At 70.5% G+C, this 19,699-nt stretch carries 21 protein-coding genes; 11 read left to right on the top strand and 10 right to left on the bottom strand.

Translation table 11 applies throughout. The features are described 5' to 3' along the window. Positions 1 to 123: 123 nt before the first annotated feature. The 6 genes from LPC04_RS18625 to LPC04_RS18600 are packed head-to-tail and all read left to right on the top strand — an operon-like array spanning position 124 to position 6,966. Positions 124 to 1,908 carry a peptide ABC transporter substrate-binding protein gene (locus LPC04_RS18625; protein WP_275683763.1) on the top strand — a complete coding sequence of 595 codons (1,785 nt, stop codon included), beginning with the start codon at positions 124 to 126 and terminating at the stop codon, positions 1,906 to 1,908. Between the two features lie 14 nt (positions 1,909 to 1,922). Further along, positions 1,923 to 2,882 carry an ABC transporter permease gene (locus tag LPC04_RS18620; protein WP_275683762.1) on the top strand — a complete coding sequence of 320 codons (960 nt, stop codon included), beginning with the start codon at positions 1,923 to 1,925 and terminating at the stop codon, positions 2,880 to 2,882. Next, the gene (locus LPC04_RS18615) at positions 2,848 to 3,759 is read left to right on the top strand and encodes an ABC transporter permease (RefSeq protein ID WP_275683761.1); all 912 of its coding nucleotides are present in this window, start codon (positions 2,848 to 2,850) and stop codon (positions 3,757 to 3,759) included. The genes LPC04_RS18620 and LPC04_RS18615 overlap by 35 nt, the downstream gene beginning before the upstream one ends. A 1-nt stretch (position 3,760) precedes the next feature. Then, complete coding sequence (locus LPC04_RS18610) at positions 3,761 to 4,741, top strand: ABC transporter ATP-binding protein (protein WP_275683760.1); 981 nt, start codon at positions 3,761 to 3,763, stop codon at positions 4,739 to 4,741. Continuing rightward, positions 4,738 to 5,715: an ABC transporter ATP-binding protein gene (locus tag LPC04_RS18605; RefSeq protein ID WP_275683759.1), complete on the top strand. Its 978-nt coding sequence runs from the start codon at positions 4,738 to 4,740 to the stop codon at positions 5,713 to 5,715. Before LPC04_RS18610 ends, LPC04_RS18605 begins: the two co-directional genes overlap by 4 nt. A 27-nt stretch (positions 5,716 to 5,742) precedes the next feature. Beyond that, positions 5,743 to 6,966 carry a septal ring lytic transglycosylase RlpA family protein gene (locus LPC04_RS18600; RefSeq protein WP_275683758.1) on the top strand — a complete coding sequence of 408 codons (1,224 nt, stop codon included), beginning with the start codon at positions 5,743 to 5,745 and terminating at the stop codon, positions 6,964 to 6,966. A gap of 45 nt (positions 6,967 to 7,011) precedes the next feature. On the opposite strand, the gene LPC04_RS18595 is transcribed toward LPC04_RS18600, so the two are convergent. Further along, complete coding sequence (locus LPC04_RS18595; RefSeq protein WP_275683757.1) at positions 7,012 to 7,284, bottom strand: hypothetical protein; 273 nt, start codon at positions 7,282 to 7,284, stop codon at positions 7,012 to 7,014. Between the two features lie 134 nt (positions 7,285 to 7,418). Here LPC04_RS18595 and LPC04_RS18590 point away from each other — a divergent pair, with 134 nt between their 5' ends. Further along, positions 7,419 to 8,363 (top strand): LysR family transcriptional regulator, encoded by a 945-nt coding sequence (locus LPC04_RS18590; protein WP_275683756.1) that lies wholly within the window; start codon positions 7,419 to 7,421, stop codon positions 8,361 to 8,363. A gap of 89 nt (positions 8,364 to 8,452) precedes the next feature. Further along, complete coding sequence (locus tag LPC04_RS18585; RefSeq protein WP_275683755.1) at positions 8,453 to 8,815, top strand: GFA family protein; 363 nt, start codon at positions 8,453 to 8,455, stop codon at positions 8,813 to 8,815. A 24-nt stretch (positions 8,816 to 8,839) separates the two neighbouring features. Here LPC04_RS18585 and LPC04_RS18580 read toward each other — a convergent pair whose 3' ends face one another. From LPC04_RS18580 to lplT, 4 genes are all read right to left on the bottom strand, one after another. Next, the gene (locus LPC04_RS18580; protein ID WP_275683754.1) at positions 8,840 to 10,030 is read right to left on the bottom strand and encodes an amino acid aminotransferase; all 1,191 of its coding nucleotides are present in this window, start codon (positions 10,028 to 10,030) and stop codon (positions 8,840 to 8,842) included. A 113-nt stretch (positions 10,031 to 10,143) separates the two neighbouring features. Then, the gene (locus tag LPC04_RS18575; protein ID WP_275683753.1) at positions 10,144 to 10,635 is read right to left on the bottom strand and encodes a glutathione peroxidase; all 492 of its coding nucleotides are present in this window, start codon (positions 10,633 to 10,635) and stop codon (positions 10,144 to 10,146) included. 75 nt (positions 10,636 to 10,710) lie between these two features. Next, on the bottom strand, positions 10,711 to 11,616 hold the full coding sequence (locus LPC04_RS18570) for a DMT family transporter (RefSeq protein ID WP_338055447.1): 906 nt from the start codon (positions 11,614 to 11,616) through the stop codon (positions 10,711 to 10,713). A 2-nt stretch (positions 11,617 to 11,618) separates the two neighbouring features. Next, the gene (gene lplT, locus LPC04_RS18565; protein ID WP_275683752.1) at positions 11,619 to 12,896 is read right to left on the bottom strand and encodes a lysophospholipid transporter LplT; all 1,278 of its coding nucleotides are present in this window, start codon (positions 12,894 to 12,896) and stop codon (positions 11,619 to 11,621) included. 153 nt (positions 12,897 to 13,049) lie between these two features. Here lplT and alr point away from each other — a divergent pair, with 153 nt between their 5' ends. Beyond that, on the top strand, positions 13,050 to 14,162 hold the full coding sequence (gene alr / locus LPC04_RS18560) for an alanine racemase (RefSeq protein ID WP_275683751.1): 1,113 nt from the start codon (positions 13,050 to 13,052) through the stop codon (positions 14,160 to 14,162). Here the strand turns inward: alr and LPC04_RS18555 are convergent, their stop codons facing one another. From LPC04_RS18555 to LPC04_RS18545, 3 genes are all read right to left on the bottom strand, one after another. Then, entirely contained in the window at positions 14,163 to 14,927 is a 765-nt protein-coding gene (locus LPC04_RS18555; protein WP_275683750.1) for an SDR family NAD(P)-dependent oxidoreductase, read from the bottom strand. Between the two features lie 13 nt (positions 14,928 to 14,940). Then, positions 14,941 to 15,570 (bottom strand): LysE family transporter, encoded by a 630-nt coding sequence (locus LPC04_RS18550; protein ID WP_275683749.1) that lies wholly within the window; start codon positions 15,568 to 15,570, stop codon positions 14,941 to 14,943. Between the two features lie 79 nt (positions 15,571 to 15,649). Further along, entirely contained in the window at positions 15,650 to 16,108 is a 459-nt protein-coding gene (locus tag LPC04_RS18545) for a GNAT family N-acetyltransferase (protein ID WP_275683748.1), read from the bottom strand. Positions 16,109 to 16,299: 191 nt separating this feature from the next. Between LPC04_RS18545 and radA the strand changes: the two genes are divergently transcribed. Beyond that, entirely contained in the window at positions 16,300 to 17,667 is a 1,368-nt protein-coding gene (gene radA / locus LPC04_RS18540; RefSeq protein ID WP_275683747.1) for a DNA repair protein RadA, read from the top strand. 141 nt (positions 17,668 to 17,808) lie between these two features. On the opposite strand, the gene LPC04_RS18535 is transcribed toward radA, so the two are convergent. Next, entirely contained in the window at positions 17,809 to 18,225 is a 417-nt protein-coding gene (locus LPC04_RS18535; RefSeq protein WP_275683746.1) for a hypothetical protein, read from the bottom strand. Between the two features lie 75 nt (positions 18,226 to 18,300). Between LPC04_RS18535 and LPC04_RS18530 the strand changes: the two genes are divergently transcribed. Continuing rightward, positions 18,301 to 19,146 carry a metallophosphoesterase family protein gene (locus tag LPC04_RS18530; RefSeq protein ID WP_275683745.1) on the top strand — a complete coding sequence of 282 codons (846 nt, stop codon included), beginning with the start codon at positions 18,301 to 18,303 and terminating at the stop codon, positions 19,144 to 19,146. Here LPC04_RS18530 and LPC04_RS18525 read toward each other — a convergent pair whose 3' ends face one another. Beyond that, positions 19,147 to 19,665 carry a TrmH family RNA methyltransferase gene (locus LPC04_RS18525; RefSeq protein WP_275683744.1) on the bottom strand — a complete coding sequence of 173 codons (519 nt, stop codon included), beginning with the start codon at positions 19,663 to 19,665 and terminating at the stop codon, positions 19,147 to 19,149. Positions 19,666 to 19,699: the final 34 nt, after the last annotated feature.

Raw genomic sequence — 19,699 nt, 5'->3', positions numbered from 1 at the left:
CATCGCACCGCCTTCGTGCGCCCCGACTGCGGGCTGCGCGTAGACCCTTACTCGCGCCCGTTGGCATTCCCCTAGAGTCCGGCCTACACCGGCGACACACGCCCGGACACGGCGGGAGGCTCCATGAACGAAACGACACTGCGCGACCTGGTCGACCAGGTGCGCGACGGCAAGCTGGCGCGGCGCGACTTCATCGCCCGCATGGTGGCGCTGGGCGTGGGCGTGCCGCTGGCATCGGCCATGCTGGCCGACGTCGCCGTCGCCCAGGGCAGCAGCATCGAGGCGCCCTACAAGCCGACCAAGCGCGGCGGCGGCGGCCCGCTGCGCCTGCTGCTGTGGCAAGGCCCGACGCTGCTCAACCCGCACTTCGCCACCGGCACCAAGGACCAGGAAGGCTCGCGCCCGTTCTACGAGTCGCTCGCACGCTACGACGCCGACGGCGCGCTGGTGCCGGTGCTGGCCGCCGAGATCCCGACCCGTGCCAACGGCGGCATCGCGGCCGACGGCCTGTCCACCACCTGGAAGCTGAAGCAGAACGTGCAATGGCACGACGGCCAGCCGTTCACGGCCGACGACGTCGTCTTCAACTGGCAGTACGCCACGGATCCGGCCGGCGGGGCGTTCAGCGTCGGCTTCTACGCGAACGTCAGGAGCGTCGAGAAGATCGACGTCCACACGGTGCGCATCAACTTCCTCAAGCCGACGCCCATCTGGGATCGCAGCTGCAACCTCTGGCTGATCCCCAAGCACCTGTTCTCGGGCTACGTGGGCGCGAAGTCGCGCGAGGCGCCGGCCAACCAGAAGCCCGTGGGCACCGGCCCGTACAGGTTCGTCGCCTTCACGCCGGGCGACCTCGTGCGCGGCGAGCTGAATCCGAACTACCACCTGCCCAACCGGCCGTTCTTCGACACCATCGAGATGAAGGGCGGCGGCGACGCCACGTCGGCCGCGCGCGCGGTGCTGCAGACCGGCGAGTTCGACTACGCCTGGAACATCCAGGTCGAGGACAACGTGTTGAAGACGATGGAGGCTTCCGGCAAGGGCCGCGTCGTGTTCAAGCCGTCCGGCAATCCCGAGTCGATCTTCCTCAACGCGGCCGACCCCTGGGCCGAGGTCGACGGCGAGCGCGCCAGCGTGAAGTCGAAGCACTTCGCCTTCTCGGACCCGGCGGTGCGCAAGGCGTTCGGGCTGTTGATCGATCGCAAGAGCATCGAGGACTTCGTCTACGGCCGCGCCGCCGCGGCCACGGCGAACGCGCTCAACAACCCGGCGCAGTACAACAGCAAGGCGATCGTCGCCGAGTTCAACGTCGACAAGGCCAACGCGCTGCTCGACGCCGCCGGATGGAAGCGCGGCGCCGACGGCGTGCGCGCCAAGGACGGCAAGCGCCTGAAGCTGGTCTTCCAGACTTCGATCAACTCGGTGCGCCAGAAGGTGCAGGCCATCGTCAAGCAGGCCTGCAGCAAGGCCGGCATCGAGATCGAGCTGAAGACGGTGCAGGCGTCGGTGTTCTTCTCGTCGGACCTGACCAACCCGGACACCTACGGCAAGTTCTTCTCGGACATCGAGATGTTCCTCAACAGCCGCGCCGGCACCGACCCCGATCGCACGATGCAGCAATGGGTGTCGTGGGAAATCTGCCAGAAGTCCAACGGCTGGCAGCTGGCGAACAAGTGCCGCTGGTCCAGCCCGGAGTACGACAAGGCGTTTCGCGCGTCGGAGAACGAGCTCGACCCGGTCAAGCGCGCCGCGCTGTTCATCCAGATGAACGACATGGCCTGCAACGCCGGCTACGTCGTGCCGGTGGCGGTGCGCGCGCAGGTCACGGCGCTGAGCAAGTCGATCTCGGCGCCGCTCACCGGCTGGGACCTGGACATGTCGGGCATCCACGACTGGTTCCGCACCTAGTGGCCGCCTGAGGCATGGGAGGCTTCATCCTGCGCCGCCTGGCGCTGGCGCTGCCCAGCCTGCTGGGGATCAGCGTCGTGCTGTTCGCGGTGCTGGCGCTGGCGCCGGGCGACCCGTTCGCCGAGCTCGCCACCAACTCCAACGTGCCGCCCGAGGTGCGCGTGCACCTGCGCGCCAGCCTCGGGCTCGACGACCCGGTGCCGCTGCGCTACCTGCACTGGCTCTGGGCGATGCTGCACGGCGACTGGGGCTTCTCGTTCATCAGCCGCATCGACGTCACGACGCTGATCTGGCAGCGCGTGCCGGTCACGCTGGGGCTGATCGGCACGTCGCAGCTGCTGGCGCTGGCCATCGCGATTCCCGTGGGCACGCTGTCGGCCGTCAAGCCGTACTCGTGGTTCGACCGCATCGCCAGCACCATCACGCTGGCCGGTTTCTCGCTGCCGACGTTCTTCACCGGCATCCTGCTGATCCTGCTGTTCTCGATCAAGCTGGACTGGCTGCCCTTCGTCTACCGCGCCGACGTCGAGGCCACCGGCTGGCGCGCCGTCGCCGAGCACGTGCGCCAGGCCGTCATGCCGGTGACGGTGCTGGGCCTGTTCCAGGGCGCCGGCTGGACGCGCTACGTGCGCTCCGCGGTGCTTGACGTGATCCGCCTCGACCACGTGACGACCGCGCGCTCCAAGGGCCTGCCCGAGCGCCGCGTCATCACGCGCCACGTGCTGCGCAATGCGCTGATCCCCGTCGTCACGCTGGTCGCGCTGCAGATGCCCACGGTGTTCGGCGGCGCGATCGTCACCGAGCAGATCTTTCGCGTGCCGGGCATCGGCTCGCTGCTGATCGACGCGATCCTGCGCAACGACACGCCGGTGATCATGGGCGTGACCTTCGTGTTCTCCGTGCTCGTCATCCTCTTCAACCTCGTCGCCGACCTGCTGTATGGCCTCCTCGATCCCCGCATCGCTTACCGGTAGGCCGGTCTCGCCGTGGGCCGAGGCCTGGCGGCGCTTCCGGCGGCACCGCATGGCCACCATCAGCCTGGGCGTGCTGGCGCTGCTCGTCGCCGCCGTCGTGCTGGGGCCGTTCGCGTGGCGCATGCCGATCGACGCGATCGACTTCTCGGCGACGACGCGGGGCCCGTCGGCGGCGCATCCGTTCGGCACCGACGACCTCGGCCAGGACCTGCTGGCGCGCATGCTCTACGGCGGCCGCATCTCGCTGGCGGTGGGCGTCGCGGCGATGGGGATGGCGGTGCTGGTGGGCGTGACCATCGGTGCCGTGGCCGGCATCTCGCGCGGCCCGGTCGACGCCGCGCTGATGTGGCTCACCGACCTGTTCCTGTCGCTTCCGCAACTGCCGCTGCTGTTGCTGCTGATCTACCTGTTCCGCGAGCCGCTGAAGGCCGTGTTCGGGCCCGAGGGCGGCGTGTTCGTGCTGATCGTGCTGGTCATCGGCCTGTTCGGCTGGATGCAGGTGGCGCGGCTGGTGCGGGCGCAGTTCTTCTCGTTGCGCGAGAAGGAGTTCGTCGAGGCCGCGCGGGCGCTGGGCGCGACCACGACGCGTGTCGTCTGGCGCCACATCCTGCCCAACGCGCTCGGCCCGGTGATCGTCGCGGGCACCATCAACGTGGCCTCGGCCATCATCGCGGAGTCGACGCTGTCGTTCCTCGGCCTGGGCTTTCCGCCCGACATCCCGACCTGGGGCCGGCTGCTGTTCGACAGCAAGGATCACCTGGACATCGCCGCGCACTGGGCGCTGTTTCCCGGCGGCGCGATCTTCCTGACCGTGATGGCCATCAACTTCGTCGGCGACGGACTGCGCGATGCGCTCGATCCGCGCAGGGTGCTCTGAGATGGCGCTGCTCGAGATCCGCGGTCTCAAGACCCACTTCAAGACCGACGACGGCTGGGTGCATGCGGTCGACGGCGTCGACCTGTCGGTCAACAGCGGCGAGACCGTATGCCTCGTCGGCGAGTCGGGTTCGGGCAAGTCGGTCACGGCGATGTCGGTGCTCAAGCTGGTGCCGATGCCGCCGGGGCGCATCGTCGCCGGCCAGGTGCTGTGGGACGGCCGCGACCTCGTGCCGCTGCCGCCGGCCGAGATGCAGAAGCTGCGCGGGCGCGAGATCGGCGTCGTGTTCCAGGAACCGATGACCGCGCTGAACCCGGTCTACACGGTGGGCGAGCAGATCTGCGAGGGGCTGCGGCTGCACGAGGGCCTGTCGCGCGCCGCGGCGATGGAACGCGCCGCCGAACTGCTGGCGCTGGTGCACATCCCGCAGCCGTCGCGCCGCGTGCACGACTACCCGCACCAGTTCTCGGGCGGCATGCGCCAGCGCGTGATGATCGCGATGGCGCTCGCCTGCAAGCCGCGCCTGCTAATCGCCGACGAGCCGACCACCGCGCTGGACGTCACGATCCAGGCCCAGATCCTCGACCTGCTCGACGAGCTCAAGCAGCGCCTGGGCATGGCCGTGCTGCTGATCACGCACGCGATGGGCGTGGTCGCGGAGGTCGCGCAGCGCGTCGTGGTGATGTACGCCGGGCAGGTGATCGAGGAGGGCAGCGTCGACGAGGTCTTCGAGCGGCCGTGGCATCCGTACACGCAGGGGCTGATCCGCTCGATCCCTCGCATCGACGCCGACGCCTCGCGCGGGTCGCGGCTGGTGTCGATACCCGGCACCGTACCGTCGCTGGTCGAGCCGCCGCCCGGCTGCCGCTTCGCGCCGCGTTGCGCGTACGCGCGGGACGCGTGCACGCAGGCGACGCCCGCGCTGCGCCAGGTCGGGCCCGGGCATCGGGTCGCCTGCATCCTCGAGGAGGCGCCGCAATGAGCCCGCCGCTGCTGAGCGTGCGCGATCTCGTCAAGCGCTTCCCCGTGCGCGGCGGCCTGCTGCAGCGCCAGACGGGCCAGGTGCACGCCGTCGAGGGCGTGAGCTTCGACCTCGACGCCGGCACCACGCTCGGGCTGGTCGGCGAGTCCGGCTGCGGCAAGAGCACCACCGGCCGCTGCGTGCTGCGCCTCGTCGAGCCGACTTCGGGCGAGGTGCGTTTCGACAATGTCGACACCGGCACGCTGAAAGGCCCCGCGCGGCGCACGCTGGCCAGCGCCATGCAGATCATCTTCCAGGATCCGTTCGCCAGCCTCAACCCGCGCATGACGGTCGGCGCGATCGTCGGCGAGGGGCTCGTGATCCACCAGCTCGCGGCCAACGCGGGCGAGCGCGCCGCGCGCGTGGCCGAGCTGCTGAGCTTGGTCGGGCTCAAGGCCGAACACGCGCGCCGCTATCCGCACGAGTTCTCGGGCGGCCAGCGCCAGCGCATCGGCATCGCGCGCGCGCTCGCGACGAACCCGCGGCTGATCGTCTGCGACGAGGCGGTGTCGGCGCTGGACGTCTCGATCCAGGCCCAGGTCGTGAACCTGTTGCAAGATCTGCAACAGCGTCTGGGCCTCGCTTACCTGTTCATCGCGCACGACCTGTCCGTGGTGCGCCACATCAGCGACCGCGTCGCCGTGATGTACCTCGGGCGCATCGTCGAGATCGCGTCGTCGCACGACCTCTACACGCGGCCGCGCCATCCGTACACCGAGGCACTGCTGTCGTCGGTGCCGGTGCCCGACCCGCGCGTGCGGCGCGCGCGCATCGTGCTCAAGGGCGACGTGCCCAGCCCGCTCGATCCGCCCGCCGGATGCGCGTTCCACACGCGCTGCCCGATCGCGCAGAAGGGCTTGTGCGACGTCGAGCGGCCGGCGCTGAAGGAGATCGCGCCGGGTCACCAGGTCGCTTGCCATCTGAGACAGTCGTAGGCGGCACGCGGTGTAAGCTCGCGCCGAATGCTGACTCGCGCCCGTCCATCGCCGCCGACCCTGCCGCTGCGCGCGCTGCGCCTCACGATCGCCCCCGTGCTGCTGGCCGTGCTGGCCGCCTGCCAGACGACGCCGACCCCGCCGGCCGGCCCGGGCAACGTCTCGCGCCTGCCGCCCGGCAACGCCGATCGCGACGGCCCCGAGGCCCATCCGCCGCCCAACCTGGAGGCCGTGCCGGACGCCGTCCCGCAAATCGAGCCCGTGCGCCCGGGCGGCCCGAACAAGCCGTACGAGATCGCCGGCCACACCTACGTGCCGTTGACCGACGACCGCGCGCTGACCGAGAAGGGCCTGGCGTCCTGGTACGGCAAGAAGTTCCACGGGCATCGCACCGCGAGCGGCGAGGCCTACAACATGTACGCGATGACCGCCGCGCACAAGACGCTGCCGATCCCGAGCTACGCGCGCGTGCGCAACCCGTCCAACGGCAAGGAGGTGATCGTGCGCGTGAACGACCGCGGGCCGTTCTCGCCGGGCCGCGTCATCGACCTGTCGTACACCGCGGCGCTGAAGCTGGGCGTGCTCAACGGCGTCACGCCGGTGGAGATCACGCGCATCACGCAGGACGACATCCGCACCGGCGCCGCGCTCAGCAAGCCGGCGACGATGGCGGCCGACAAGCCGGCCGTGGTGGCCGTCGGCGATCTCGATCGCCCGCTGGCGACCTCGCGCGCGAAGCCGGTCGCCGCGGCGGCATCGTCGGTGGCGACGCCGCTGCCGCCGACGTCCGGCGACGTGGTGGCGGCGGCCGTCGACCCGCTGCGTCCGGCGACGGCCGTCGGCGCGCCGAGCGCGACGCCTGCACCGGGGGTCGACCTGGGGGCCGCCGCGGCGGCGGATTCGGCCTCGGCCGTGCCCGGTGCTGTGACGACGGTCAGCGAGACGGTCGTGGCCAGCACCACAGCGCGCGCGCCGGACAAGCCCGACGAGCGCGGACGCGCCGATACCACGGCAGGTATCGGCTGGTGGCTCCAGCTGGGCGCGTTCAAGCAGCGTGACGGCGCGCTGGACTTCCAGCGCCGGCTCATCGACGAGCAGCCCTGGCTGGCGCCGCTGCTGGCGGTCTTCAACGACCACGGCCTCAACAAGCTGCAGGCCGGGCCTTACGTGACGCGGGACGATGCCAAGGGCGCGGCGGAGCGCATCCGCACGGCGCTGCAACTGGTGCCCACGATCGTCGAGAAGCGATAGCGAGATCGCCTCGATGCACCGGCTCCTCAGGAGCCGGCGTCAAGCTCAGTCGTCGTAGCCTTCGTGGCGCGACGCGGCGGCGTACAGGTCGGCGGCGAAGCCCGGGGAGTGCAGCTCGACGCTGCGCGCCAGGTCGCGCACTTCGTTGGCTTCGCGAACGCGGACGCGGAACGAACTGGCGACCGAGGTCGCGCTGATCGGCGCGGCGGCCGACTTCTTCGCGGCGGGGCGCGACGAGAACAACGAATTGGCGAGTTGGCGCAGCGAGCCGCCGAAGAGCGGGCTGTGGCCGTAGGTACCGGAAGTGATGGCGGTCATGGTGATGTCCCCTGCTGAGGCCTCTCGATAAGAGGCGATGGAGGAACTTTAAGGGTTTTCCCCTGGATGCTCCAATGAATGTTGAGCATCCAAGATATGCATACTGTGCATATCTCCGGTGACCCCTCTTCTCCGTGAACTTCCGCACGCTGGACCTCAACCTGTTGCGCGTCTTCGATGCCGTGATGGCCGAAGGCAGCCTCACGCGCGCCGCGGAACGCCTCGCGATGACCCAGCCGGCGGCCAGCCACGCACTGAAACGGCTGCATGGGGCGGTCGGCGAGGAGCTGTTCCATCGCACCGCGCACGGCATGCGCGGCACCGCGCGCGCCGAGCTGCTGTGGCCGCAGGTGCGCGCCGCGCTGGCCCAGTTGCAGGCCGCGCTGTCGCCGCCCAGCTTCGACCCGACCCGTGACGCCGCCACCTTCAACATCGCCATGGCCGACGCCACCGCCGCGATGCTGCTGCCGCAGGTGGTCTCGGCGATCGAGGCGGCGCGGGCGCTGGCCAACATCCGCGTGCTGCCGCTGACCACGCGCGACCCGCGCCGGCTGGTCGAGGAGGCCGATGCCGACCTGGCCGTCGGCTACTTCCCGAACGCGATCGCCGCCATCGTCGCCCAGGGCGACGAGGCCACGCTGCACCATCGCCAGCTCTACGCGACCGAATACGTCTGCGTGATGCGGCGCGACCACCCGCTGGCCGCCGCGGAGCTGACGCTGGACACCTTCGTCGCGGCGCACCACCTGCTCGTCACCTTCTCGGGCCGCGCGCACGGCTTCGTCGACGAGGCGCTGGCCGCGCTGGGCCGCCAGCGCCGCATCGTGCTGACCGTCAACCAGTTCGCCACCGCCGGCAGCGTCGTCGCGCGCTCCGACCTGCTGACCGTGCTGCCGCAGCAGTTCCTGCCGGCCACGGGCGTCGAGCACCGGCTGGTGCAGAAGCCGCTGCCGCTGTCGCTGTCGTCGGTCAACGTCGAGATGGTGTGGCACCTGCGCAAGGACGACGACCCGGCGCATCGCTGGCTGCGGCAGCTGCTGGTCGACGCGGCGGCGCGGCAGACCCTGGTGCGGCGCTAGCGCCAGGCAGGTCGGCGGGAAAATTCGGGGCCACGGCGGGCGGCTTTCGGATAGCCTGTCCTGGTCCTGGATCAACTGCGAGTCCCGAAATGCATCAAGGCGCATGTCACTGCGGCGCTGTCCGCCTCACGCTGCCGTCGACCCCGGAAGTCGCGACATCGTGCAACTGCTCGCTCTGCCGCAGGATCGGGGGGCCGTGGGTCTATTTCGAGTTCGGAACGGTGGCGATCGAAGGCCACCCCGACTCGACCGAGGACTACGTCCAGGGCGACCGGACCCTGCGCACGATCCGCTGCCGGCATTGCGGCTGCGTGACCCACTGGGAGCCGGTCGAGGCGGTGGCCGGCGCCAGGCACGGTGTCCACCTCGGCAACTTCGATCCCCAGCTCATCGCCTCCGTGCGTGTCCGCAAGTTCGACGGCGCGGACACCTGGAAGTTCCTGGAGGAGTGAGCGAGCCCCCGATTGCTCGATGGCTCAAAGCACCGCGGCGATCGCGTTGGCCGTCGCCTCGACGTTGCGCGTGTTCAGCCCCGCCACGCACATGCGGCCCGAGCGGATCAGGTAGACGCCGAACTCCTCGCGCAGGCGATCGACCTGGGCTGCGGACAGGCCCGTGTAGCTGAACATGCCGCGCTGCGTCAGGAAGTAGTCGAAGTTGCGGCCGGGCACCTTGGCGCTGAGCACGCCATGCAGCGTCTTGCGCATCGTCTTGATGCGCGTGCGCATCGCGTTGACGTCGGCGACCCAGGACTCGTGCAGCACCGGCGAGTCCAGCACCGTGGCGACGACCCCGCCGGCATGGATGGACGGGCTCGAGTAGTTGCGGCGCACCGTCGCCTTGAGCTGGCCCAGCGCGAGCTGCGCCTCCGCGGCCGTCGGGCAGCAGACGCTCAGGCCGCCGGCGCGTTCGCCATACAGGCTCATGCTCTTGGAGAACGAATTGGCGCAGAAGAACGGCACGCCGGCGTCGGCCAGCGCGCGGATCGCGAACGCGTCCTCGTCGATGCCGTCGCCGTAGCCTTGATACGCGATGTCGAGGAAGGGCAGCAGCTGGCGCGACTTCAGGACGGGGATCAGCGCTTCCCACTGCGCCGGCGTCAGGTCGACGCCGGTCGGGTTGTGGCAGCAGGCGTGCAGCAGCACGATGCTGCGCGCGGGCAGGTCGGACAGCGCCGCGACCATCGCGTCGAACTTCAGGCCGCCGGTGGCCGCGTCGTAGTACGGATAGGTCGACACCTTGATGCCCGCGCCCTCGAACATCGAGCGGTGGTTGTCCCAGGTCGGGTCGCTGACCCACACGCCGGAGTCGGGGAACCAGCGCTTGATGAAGTCGGCGCCGACCTTCAGCGCGCTGCTGGAGCCCACCGTCTGCAGCGTGACGACGCGGCCGTCGGCCACGGCCTTCGAGCCGGCGCCGAACAGCAGCGTCTGCACGGCGCGGCGGAAATCGGCGTTGCCCTCGATCGGCAGGTAGGGCTTGGCGCCGCTCTTCTCGAGCAGCTGCGCCTCGGCCTTCTTCACGCAATCGAGCACCGGGATGCGCCCCTCGTCGTCGAAGTAGATGCCGATCGACAGGTTGATCTTGTGGGGACGCGGATCCTTCTGGAAATCCTCGTTCAACGACAGGATCGGGTCACCGGCGAACGGTTCAATGTGCTCGAACATGGGGCTTGGGCTCGGTTGGAGGGACGACCGTCGATTATCGACGAGCCCTGCACCCGAGCCTTCGTAATGCATCCAGCGACCATGGCCATGCGCCCGCCGGCGCGCGCGACGGCTCAGGCCGCGAGCGCGGCCTCGATGTCCGCGCGCATCGAATCGGGCTCGTCGTTCGGCGCGAAGCGCTTGATCACCTTGCCGTCCTTGCCGACCAGGAACTTGGTGAAGTTCCACTTGATCGCCTCGATGCCCAGCATGCCAGGCTTCTCGGACTTGAGCCACTTCCAAAGCGGGTCGGCGCTGGCGCCGTTGACGTCCACCTTGGCCATCATCGGGAACGAGACGCCGTAGTTCAGCTGGCAGAAGCTCTCGATCTCCTCGTTGGAGCCCGGGTCCTGCGACAGGAACTGGTTGCACGGGAAGCCGACGACCTCCAGGCCGCGGGCCTTGTAGTCGGCGGCGAGCTTCTCCAGGCCGGCGAACTGCGGCGTGAAGCCGCACTTGCTGGCCGTGTTGACGATCACGAAGACCTTGCCGCGCTGGGCGCCGAAGTCGGCGGGCTTGCCCTGGATCGAGGTGGCGGAAAAGTCGTAAAGCGTCTTGGCGGACATGGAGGCTCCTGGAGATGTGGTGCGGATGGTAGATCGTTCGCCGCGTCCGCGCGCGTCGCGCGCGCGACGCCGGCCTCAGTGTTTCTCGAGCACGCTGGCGAGCGTGGCGGCCAGGATCAGCGCGCCGCCGACCAGCACCGCGGGGTGCAGCATCGCGCCGCCCCACCAGACGGACGTGAGCGCGGCGAACAGCACCTCGCAGGGCATGACCACCGCCGTGACGGCCGCCGACAACCGGGCCGCGCCGTACTGCAGGCACAGGTTGGACATCATGAAGGCGATCGCGAGGCCCAGGCCAGGCAGCAGCCACTGGTCCAGCCCCACCGGCCAGCCCACGCCCGCGGCGCCGCCCGTCGACAGCAGCGTCGCCGTGACGCCCGCCACCACCGCGCCGCCGAAGAACATCGCCAGCGCGCGGCCTTCCTCGGGCTGCGCCGACTCGCGCTTGAGCATCACGTTGTTCAGCGCGAACGCGAAGCCGCCCAGCAGCGCGAGCACGTCCGGCAAGATCGCCGCGCGGTGGCCCGCACCGCCGGCCGACGGTTCGCCGTGCGACAGCACGAGCGCCGCGCCCGCCAGCGCCATCGCGACGCGCGCGACCGAGCTGGGGGTGAGCCTCTCCTTCAGGATCACGCGCGCCAGCAGCAGCGACCACAGCGGCATCAGGTAGAACAGCAGCACGACGCGCACGACGTCGCCGATGCTCACCGCCCAGTTGAACGTGGCGTTGGTGGCGCCCGACGCGAGGAAGATCAGCCACAGCGCGCGATGGCGCAGCAGCTGGCGCAGCGAGCCCGGCCGCCAGGCGATGATCGCGAGCGCCGACAGCACGTAGATCTGTGCCGTGGCCCACAGCGGATGCAGGCCCATCGCCTGCAGGTGGCGGAACGGCCACCAGGACACGCCCCACACGAAGGCGTTGACCATCAGGGCGAGCACCGGTCCCGCGGAGCGGGGCCGCGGAAGCGAGGCGGTCGTCACGTTCAATGCTTGTCGCTGCGGGCGATGTCCAGGAGGTTGCGCAGCTCCTCCGGATGGTTCTTCAGGTTGCGCCAGTGCCAGTACATCACCAGCAGGCTGACGATGGCCGTGAACAGCCCGAAGATCGTGATGGAGCCGTAGACCGACACCCCGATGCGCGTCATGCCGGTGTAGAACGCGCCCAGCCCCAGGATGGCCGCCTGCTCGTTGAAGTTCTGCACCGCGATCGAGCGCCCCGAGCCCATCAGGTTGTGGCCGCGATGCTGCAGCAGCGCGTTCATCGGCACCACCAGGTAGCCGCCCAGCGCGCCCAGCACGATCAGGAACGGCGCGGCGATCATCACGGTGTGGATCGTGTTCATCGTGGCCACCAGCAGGCCCATCACGACGCCCAGCACGATGACGCGCACCGCGTGATCGAGCCGCGTCGACATGGACGCCAGCACCGCGCCGGCCGCCGTCCCGATCGCCACCACGCCCACCAGCGACGACGCGCGCGTCGTCGAATAGCTCAGCGCGACGCCGGCCCAGGCCAGCACCACGTACTGCAGGTTCTTGGACACGCCCCAGAACAGCGTCGTCGTGGCCAGCGAGATCTGGCCCAGCTTGTCGTCCCACAGGCGCGCGTTGCACTGGCTGAAGTCGCGCACCAGGTCGGACACGCCGCCCGTCAGTGGCTCCATCTCGGTGTCGGTGCGCGGGATGCGCAGGTTGAACAGCGCCGCGACGATGTACAGCAGCACCATGCAGGCGATGGCGGCCTGGGCCGGCGTGTCGATGCCCAGGTCGATCCACGGCAGGTGCACGCCCAGCAGCACCGGCGCGATCTTCGGGCCCACCAGCTGGCCGCCCAGCAGCACGCCCAGGATGATGGACATGATGGTCAGGCCCTCGATCCAGCCGTTGGCCTTGACCAGCTGCGACGTCGGCAGCAGCTCGGTGAGGATGCCGTACTTGGCCGGCGAGTAGGCCGCGGCGCCCAGGCCGACGATCGCGTACGAGATCAGCGGGTTGGCGCCGAACAGCATCATCAGGCAGCCGACCACCTTGATGCCGTTCGAATAGAACATCACCTTGCCCTTGGGCACGGCGTCGGCGAACGCCCCCACGATGGGCGCGAGCACGACGTAGAACAGCGCGAACATCGGCACGAGTGCCGCGCGCTGCCACTCCGCCGCGCCGGCGCCTTTCAACAACTCGATGGCGGCAACGAACAAGGCGTTGTCAGCCAGCGAGCTGAAGAACTGCGCCGACATGATGGTGTAGAAACCTCTTTTCATTCGTTCGGCATCGTCGGCGTCGAGGCCACCCAGGAGGCCCCGCGCCTGGGAAATCTCTCCATAGGGCGAGCGGCTTTATAGCATGCGCCAACCTGTCGCCTCCGTGACGAAGGCCCGTTTCATGCGGCGCGAAGCCGCTGGCAGAATCGGGAAATGCCCCGTCCCATCGAAGCCCTGATCCACGTCGACGCCCTGGCCCACAACATCGGACGGGCCCGCGAGGCCGCGCCCGACGCGCGCGTCTGGGCCGTCGTCAAGGCCAACGCCTACGGGCACGGCATCGAGCGGGCGTTCGACGGCCTCCGAGGAGCGGACGGCTTCGCGCTGCTCGATTTCGACGAGGCGCGGCGCGTCCGCGATCTCGGCTGGCGCGGGCCGATCCTGATGCTGGAAGGCTGCTTCGAGCAGCGCGACCTCGAGCTGTGCTCGCGGCTGGACCTGTGGCACGCGGTGCATTGCGAGCAGCAGATCGACTGGCTCGCCGAGCACAAGACCCACACGCCGCACAGGGTCTTCCTGAAGTTGAACAGCGGCATGAACCGGCTCGGCTTCACGCCGACCGCCTTCCGCGGCGCGCGCGCGCGGCTGGAGCTGCTGCCGCAGGTCGACGAGATCTCGCTGATGACGCACTTCTCGGACGCCGACGGCGACCGCGGCATCGCCCACCAGCTCGCCGTGTTCGAGGCGACGACCGCCGACATGGCCGGCGAGCGCACGCTGTCCAACAGCGCCGCCACGCTGCGCCACGGCGCCGACCCGCTCGCGACGACGCCGCGCGTCGGCGGCGACTGGGTGCGCGCCGGCATCATGAGCTATGGCAGCGCGCCCGACTACCCGGCGCGCACGATCGCCGACTGGAAGCTGCGCCCCGCGATGACGCTGCGCAGCAAGCTGATCGGCGTGCAGCAGCTGCAGCCCGGCGACACCGTCGGCTACGGCAGCGCGTTCACCGCCGAGGCCCCGATGCGCATCGGCGTGGTGGCCTGCGGCTACGCCGACGGCTACCCGCGCCACGCGCCCACCGGCACGCCGGTGCTGGTCGACGGCGTGCGCACGCGCATCGTCGGCCGCGTGTCGATGGACATGATCACCGTCGACCTCGGCCCGCTCCCGAAGGCGGGTATCGGCTCGGAGGTGACGCTGTGGGGCCACGGGCCCGCCGACTCGCTGCTGCCGATCGACGAGGTCGCCAGGCCGGCCGGCACCATCGGCTACGAGCTGATGTGCGCGCTGGCGCTGCGCGTGCCGGTCAGCGTGACGGCCTGATCAGCCGCGGACGTCGGTCACCGGATTGCTGCCGTAGTCGTCGCGCTCCAGCAGCGCGATCACCTTGGCGGCGGCGGTGGCGGGGCTGTCCAGCGATCCGCTGCGGTGGAACTCGTCGAACTTCGCGGCCTCCGGGAAGCGCTGCGGGTCGGCGCCGCGCAGCTGCTTCTGCATGTCGGTGTCGATGATGCCCGGTGCGACCGAGGCCACGCGCGCGCCGTGCGGTCGCGCCTGTTCTTCCAGCGCGAGGGCGCGCGCGAAGTGGTCGAGGCCCGCCTTCTGGGCGCAGTAGGCGGCGCTGCCGGCCATCGGGCGGCGGCCCAAGCCGGACGACACGAACAGCACGCGGCGATCGGAGGCGGCCCAGTGCGCCGTGGCGCGCAGGAACGCGGCCGTCAGCGCGACCGGCGCCTCGATGCCGATGCGCAGGCTGCGCGCGAGATCGGCCGGATCCGCCTCGGCGACGTTGCCGGGCGCGCTCAGCAGCGCGGCGTTGTGGATCACGCGCAAGCGCCCGGGCAGCGCGCCGGCGGCGCGGCGTTCGAAATCGGCCAGCCAGGCGGCCAGGCGCCCGGCCACCGGCAGCGGGTCGGACAGGTCGACCGGCCATTGCGCCAGTCCGCCCGCCCCGCTCGCCTTCAACGCGGCCGACTGCCCGCGCGACAGGCCCAGCACGAAGGCGCCGCCGGCCAGGTAGTGCGCGGCCATCGCCTCGCCCAGGCCGCGCGAGGCGCCGGTGAGGATGACGAGGGTGGCTGCGGTCATCGCGCGCTCCGCTTCAGGCACTGCGGCGGAACGTGGCGAGCAGCGTCCCCGCGACCACGAACATGCCGCCGAAGCAGCGGTTCATGATGCGCACGTGGTGCGGCTCGTTGAGTGCGCGCAGCACGCGCGAAGCCAGCGCCACGTAGCCGGCCATCACGACCAGGTCGGTGAACGACAGCGACAGCGCGATGACGACGTATTGCGGCAGCAGCGGCCGTGCCGGGTCGATGAAGTTGGTCACGACGGCCAGCATGAACACCGCCGCCTTGGGATTGGTGGCGTTGATGGCCCAGCCGCGCAGGATCAGCTGCCCGCGACTCAACACGGGCGCGTCGCGGGACTCGGCGACCATGGGCTTGTCGCTGGCGCGCCATTGCGAGACGCCGATCCACACGAGGTAGGCCGCGCCGCAGAACTTCAGCACGGTGAACACGGTGTTGGACGCCGCGATGACCGCCCCGAGGCCGGCGGCGACGATCACGACCTGTGTCCAGATGCCCAGCACGAGTCCGAGCACCATGAAGTAGCCGCGCCGGAAGCCGTGGTTCAAGCCCGCGGTCATCGCGGCGACGGCGCCCGGGCCGGGCGACAGGCTGATCGCCCAGCAGGCGAGGAAGAAGGTGATCCAGGTGGTGAGGGTCATGCTTGGTTTCCGGGGCGGGCCGACATCATGAACGAATGTCGCCCGTCCGAGGTGGTGATGGGGCTTCCAGGTTCGCGCGTCAGTCGCTCTCGAGCGACAGGTTGTAGGTCAGGTAGATGTCGTCGCGCTGCCAGCCCAGCGATTCGTACAAGGCCTGGGCGCGGACGTTGGTGCGCGCCGTGCCGAGGTCCAGCCGCACCGCGCCGGCGTCGCGCCCGAACGCCTGCGCCGCGAGCATCAGCTGGCGGCCGACGCCGGAGCGGCGCACGCCGTCGTCCACGAACAGGTCGTACAGCACGAAGATGCGTGCCGCGGCCACCGAGCACCACGTCGGGTACAGCTGGCAGAAGCCAAGCAACTGTCCGTCGGCCTCGGCGACGAAGATCACCGATTCGCCGCGCTCCAGCCGGTCATGCAGGTAGGCGCTGGCCAGCGCGATGTCGCCGGGTTGCTCGTAGAAGCGTCGGTAGGCGTCGAACAGCGGGGCGAGGGCGTCGACGTCGGCGGGCGCGGCGCGGCGGATGGCGGGGGATGTCATCCCGCCATCCTAGCCCGCGCCGCTGGGGTCTCGCTCAGTTGACGCGCTTCGTTGGCGCTCGCTGACAGGCAGGCGCATTCTCGCGGTGCCTGACGGCGGCGGGTCGACCAGCAACGGCGCCGAGCGCCCGCCGGTCGATAAACCGTGCATTTGTCGACCTGTGGATTTGAACAGTAGGCGACAATGGGCCCATGGCTGCTCCCAAGACCGTCTACACCTGCTCCGCCTGCGGCGGCACCAATCCGAAGTGGCTGGGCCGGTGCCCGCACTGCAACGAATGGAACACGCTGGAGGAAGGCGTCGGCGAGCCCACCGGCGCCGCGGCCAGCAAGAACCGCTTCCAGGCCCTGACGCGCAGCCAGCCGGTGGCCACGCTGGCCGACATCGACGCCGGCGAGATCGCCCGCACGCCCACCGGCATCGAGGAGCTCGATCGCGTCCTGGGCGGGGGCATCGTCGCCGGCGGCGTGGTGCTGATCGGCGGCGACCCGGGCATCGGCAAAAGCACGCTGCTGCTGCAGGCGGTCGACGCGCTGGCCACGCAGATGAAGGTGCTCTACGTCACCGGTGAGGAGTCCGGCGCGCAGCTGGCGCTGCGCTCGCGCCGCCTCGATCTCACCGGTGCGCACGTGCGCGTGCTGGCCGAGATCAACCTGGAGCGCATCCTCGCGACGATCGAGGCCGAGCAGCCGGCGTTCTGCGTCATCGACTCGATCCAGACGCTTTACTCCGAGCAGCTCACGTCGGCGCCCGGCTCGGTGGCGCAGGTGCGCGAATGCTCGGCGCAGCTCACGCGCACCGCCAAGTCGGGCGGCTGCACCATCGTGCTGGTGGGCCACGTCACCAAGGACGGCAACCTGGCCGGACCGCGCGTGCTGGAGCACATCGTCGACACGGTGCTCTACTTCGAGGGTGACACGCATTCCAGCTTCCGCCTGGTGCGCGCGTTCAAGAACCGCTTCGGCGCGGTCAACGAGATCGGCGTGTTCGCGATGACCGAGCGCGGACTCAAGGGCGTGGCCAACCCGAGTGCGATCTTCCTGTCCACGCACGGCGAGCCGGTGCCGGGCAGCTGCGTGCTGGTCACGCTGGAGGGCACGCGGCCGATGCTGGTCGAGATCCAGGCGCTGGTCGACGCCGGCGGCCCCAGCCCGCGCCGCCTGTCGGTCGGCCTGGAGCGCGACCGCCTCGCGATGCTGCTGGCGGTGCTCCATCGGCACGCGGGCGTGTCCACCGGCGACCAGGACGTGTTCGTCAACGCCGTGGGCGGCGTGCGCATCAGCGAGCCGGCCGCCGACCTGGCCGTGCTGCTGGCGATCCAGAGCTCGATCCGCAACCGCGCGCTGCCGCGCGGCTTCCTCGCGTTCGGCGAAGTGGGCCTGGCCGGCGAGGTTCGGCCGGCGCCGCGTGGCCAGGATCGGCTGAAGGAGGCCGCCAAGCTGGGCTTCTCGGTGGCCATCGTGCCCAAGGCGAACGCGCCCAAGAAGCCCATCGAAGGGCTGACGATCCACGCGGTGGAGCGAATCGAGGAGGCGATCGAGGTGTTGCGCGGGCTCTGAACGCGCGCGTCGGGCACGCGGCGGCGGCGTGGGCTTGGGCCGTGCGGCGTCGCGTCGCGTCGCGTCGCGATGGCGCAAAGATGCTGCCCTGCCGACCCGTTGCCGACGACGACACCGCCGCCGACCCGGAGATTCACGCCCTCAGAACGGCTGTTGCATTCCGGCCGGCATCGGCGCGGCCTGCGTCGCGGGCGGCAGCGGCGGCTTCGCGCGCAGCAACGCCCACAGCGAGTAAGCGCCAACCGCGGTGCCGATCGGAATGTTGACCAGGCTCAGCACGCTGAAGACGATCGTGAAGATGCGGCCGGTGTCGTTGCCGCGCAGCAGCAGCACCGCGCCGATGATCTCGAGCACCGGCAGCAGCGCGAACAGCGCGATGAGCAGGATGCCGACGCCGCCGACCCAGTCGGCGATCTGGCGGTCGATGCCGTAATTCGGCCCGAGCGCCCCGAAGGCGCCGACGAGCGCCGCCATCGCCAGCAGGAACAACAGTCCCAGGACGGCCAGCACGATGTGCAGGCACGCGGCGACGCGGGTGTGGATGTCGAGGATGGGCATGCGGTTTCCGGTGGGACGGCCGTCAGGGCGCGCAGGGCGTGCCGACCGTGCGTATCCTAGCGATGTTTACCCGCCATGCGATCCCGCCAAATGACGTCCACGCGCATCGCCATCGTCTCCGACATCCACGGCAACCTGCCCGCGCTCGAGGCCGTCTGGGCCGAGATCGAGCGCGCCGCCGTGACGCACGTCGTCAACCTCGGCGACATCGCGTCCGGCCCGCTGTGGCCGCTCGAGACCGTGCAGTGGCTGATGGCGCGCGAGGCCGCCGAACCCGGGCGCTGGCACACGATCGCCGGCAACCACGAGCGCCAGGCGCTGGGCGCCGACGTCGCGCGCATGGGCGCGTCCGACGCGTATGCGGCGCGCGCGCTGCAGGCGCCCGAGCGCGCGTGGCTGGGCGCGTTGCCCGCCACGCAGTGGCTGCTCGACGAGGTGCTGCTGTGCCACGGCACGCCGGCGAGCGACCTGGTCTATTTCTTGGAGAGCGTCACGTCGGGCTGCGGCCTGGACGGCCAACGCGGCGTGCGCGCCGCCACGCCCACCGAGCTGAGCGAGCGCGCCGCCGAGACGCCGCCCGGCGGCACGCGTGCGGGCCTGGCCGCGTCGCTGATCCTGTGCGGCCACACGCACGTGCCGCGCACGATGTCGCTGCCGGGCGGGCCGCTGGTCGTCAATCCGGGCAGCGTCGGCCTGCAGGCCTACGACGACGTCCACCCGCTGCCGCACGTCATCGAGAACGGCTCGCCGGACGCCCGCTGGGCGCTGGTCGAGCGCGATCGCCGCGGCGCCTGGCACGTGCAGCTGCGCACCACGCCCTACGACTGGACATCCGCCGCCACCCGCGCGCAGGCCAACGGCCGCGGCGACTGGGCCGACGCGCTCGCCAGCGGCTTCATGGGCCGCACCGAATCGGCCTGATCAGCGCGCCAGCTGGCGCGCGATCTCGTAGGTGGCGATCGCGCACGCGCTGGCCACGTTCATCGACGAGTTCTGGCCGCGCATGGGGATGTGCACGGTGAGGTCGGAGACGTCGAGCAGCGCCTGGCAGACGCCGGCGTTCTCGGCGCCGACGATCAGGCAGACCCGGTCGCCCGGCGCCAGCGCCAGCTCGTGCAGCGGGATGCTGCCGGTGCTCAGCTCCAGGCTGAGGATGCGCCAACCCTCGGACTTCAGCGTCGCGACGACGCCCAGCGGGTCGGCGGCGCTGGACCACGCGACATGCCGCTCGGCCGAGCGCGAGGTCTTGCGGATCTTCGGGTCGGGCGGCAGCGGCGACGAGCCCGTCAGGTGCAGATGCTCGACGCCGAGCGCGTCGGCGAGGCGGAACAGCGCGCCCACGTTCAGCGCGATGTCGACGTCGTGGGCCAGCAGGTGCAGGGGCAGCGGGGCCGTCGCGCGGTGGCTGGAATGATCGAGCTGGTGGTTGGCGGGTGTCATCTGGGCTGGAATTCTGCAGGATGGCGCGTGGCGG

Origin of the sequence: Scleromatobacter humisilvae, from assembly GCF_023231945.1 — a bacterium.
GTDB classification, from domain to species: Bacteria; Pseudomonadota; Gammaproteobacteria; order Burkholderiales; family Burkholderiaceae_C; genus Scleromatobacter; species Scleromatobacter humisilvae.
This window is presented reverse-complemented; position numbering and strand designations above follow the sequence as displayed.

Coding starts and splice junctions, on each gene's coding strand:
- alr (WP_275683751.1), top strand. CDS start 13,050: ATGCCCCGTCCCATCGAAGCCCTGATCCACGTCGACGCCCTGGCCCAC.
- LPC04_RS18605 (WP_275683759.1), top strand. CDS start 4,738: ATGAGCCCGCCGCTGCTGAGCGTGCGCGATCTCGTCAAGCGCTTCCCC.
- LPC04_RS18595 (WP_275683757.1), bottom strand. CDS start 7,284: ATGACCGCCATCACTTCCGGTACCTACGGCCACAGCCCGCTCTTCGGC.
- LPC04_RS18575 (WP_275683753.1), bottom strand. CDS start 10,635: ATGTCCGCCAAGACGCTTTACGACTTTTCCGCCACCTCGATCCAGGGC.
- LPC04_RS18600 (WP_275683758.1), top strand. CDS start 5,743: ATGCTGACTCGCGCCCGTCCATCGCCGCCGACCCTGCCGCTGCGCGCG.
- LPC04_RS18610 (WP_275683760.1), top strand. CDS start 3,761: ATGGCGCTGCTCGAGATCCGCGGTCTCAAGACCCACTTCAAGACCGAC.
- LPC04_RS18620 (WP_275683762.1), top strand. CDS start 1,923: ATGGGAGGCTTCATCCTGCGCCGCCTGGCGCTGGCGCTGCCCAGCCTG.
- LPC04_RS18525 (WP_275683744.1), bottom strand. CDS start 19,665: ATGACACCCGCCAACCACCAGCTCGATCATTCCAGCCACCGCGCGACG.
- LPC04_RS18580 (WP_275683754.1), bottom strand. CDS start 10,030: ATGTTCGAGCACATTGAACCGTTCGCCGGTGACCCGATCCTGTCGTTG.
- LPC04_RS18530 (WP_275683745.1), top strand. CDS start 18,301: ATGCGATCCCGCCAAATGACGTCCACGCGCATCGCCATCGTCTCCGAC.
- LPC04_RS18625 (WP_275683763.1), top strand. CDS start 124: ATGAACGAAACGACACTGCGCGACCTGGTCGACCAGGTGCGCGACGGC.
- LPC04_RS18535 (WP_275683746.1), bottom strand. CDS start 18,225: ATGCCCATCCTCGACATCCACACCCGCGTCGCCGCGTGCCTGCACATC.
- LPC04_RS18550 (WP_275683749.1), bottom strand. CDS start 15,570: ATGACCCTCACCACCTGGATCACCTTCTTCCTCGCCTGCTGGGCGATC.
- LPC04_RS18615 (WP_275683761.1), top strand. CDS start 2,848: ATGGCCTCCTCGATCCCCGCATCGCTTACCGGTAGGCCGGTCTCGCCG.
- LPC04_RS18585 (WP_275683755.1), top strand. CDS start 8,453: ATGCATCAAGGCGCATGTCACTGCGGCGCTGTCCGCCTCACGCTGCCG.
- lplT (WP_275683752.1), bottom strand. CDS start 12,896: ATGAAAAGAGGTTTCTACACCATCATGTCGGCGCAGTTCTTCAGCTCG.
- LPC04_RS18555 (WP_275683750.1), bottom strand. CDS start 14,927: ATGACCGCAGCCACCCTCGTCATCCTCACCGGCGCCTCGCGCGGCCTG.
- LPC04_RS18545 (WP_275683748.1), bottom strand. CDS start 16,108: ATGACATCCCCCGCCATCCGCCGCGCCGCGCCCGCCGACGTCGACGCC.
- radA (WP_275683747.1), top strand. CDS start 16,300: ATGGCTGCTCCCAAGACCGTCTACACCTGCTCCGCCTGCGGCGGCACC.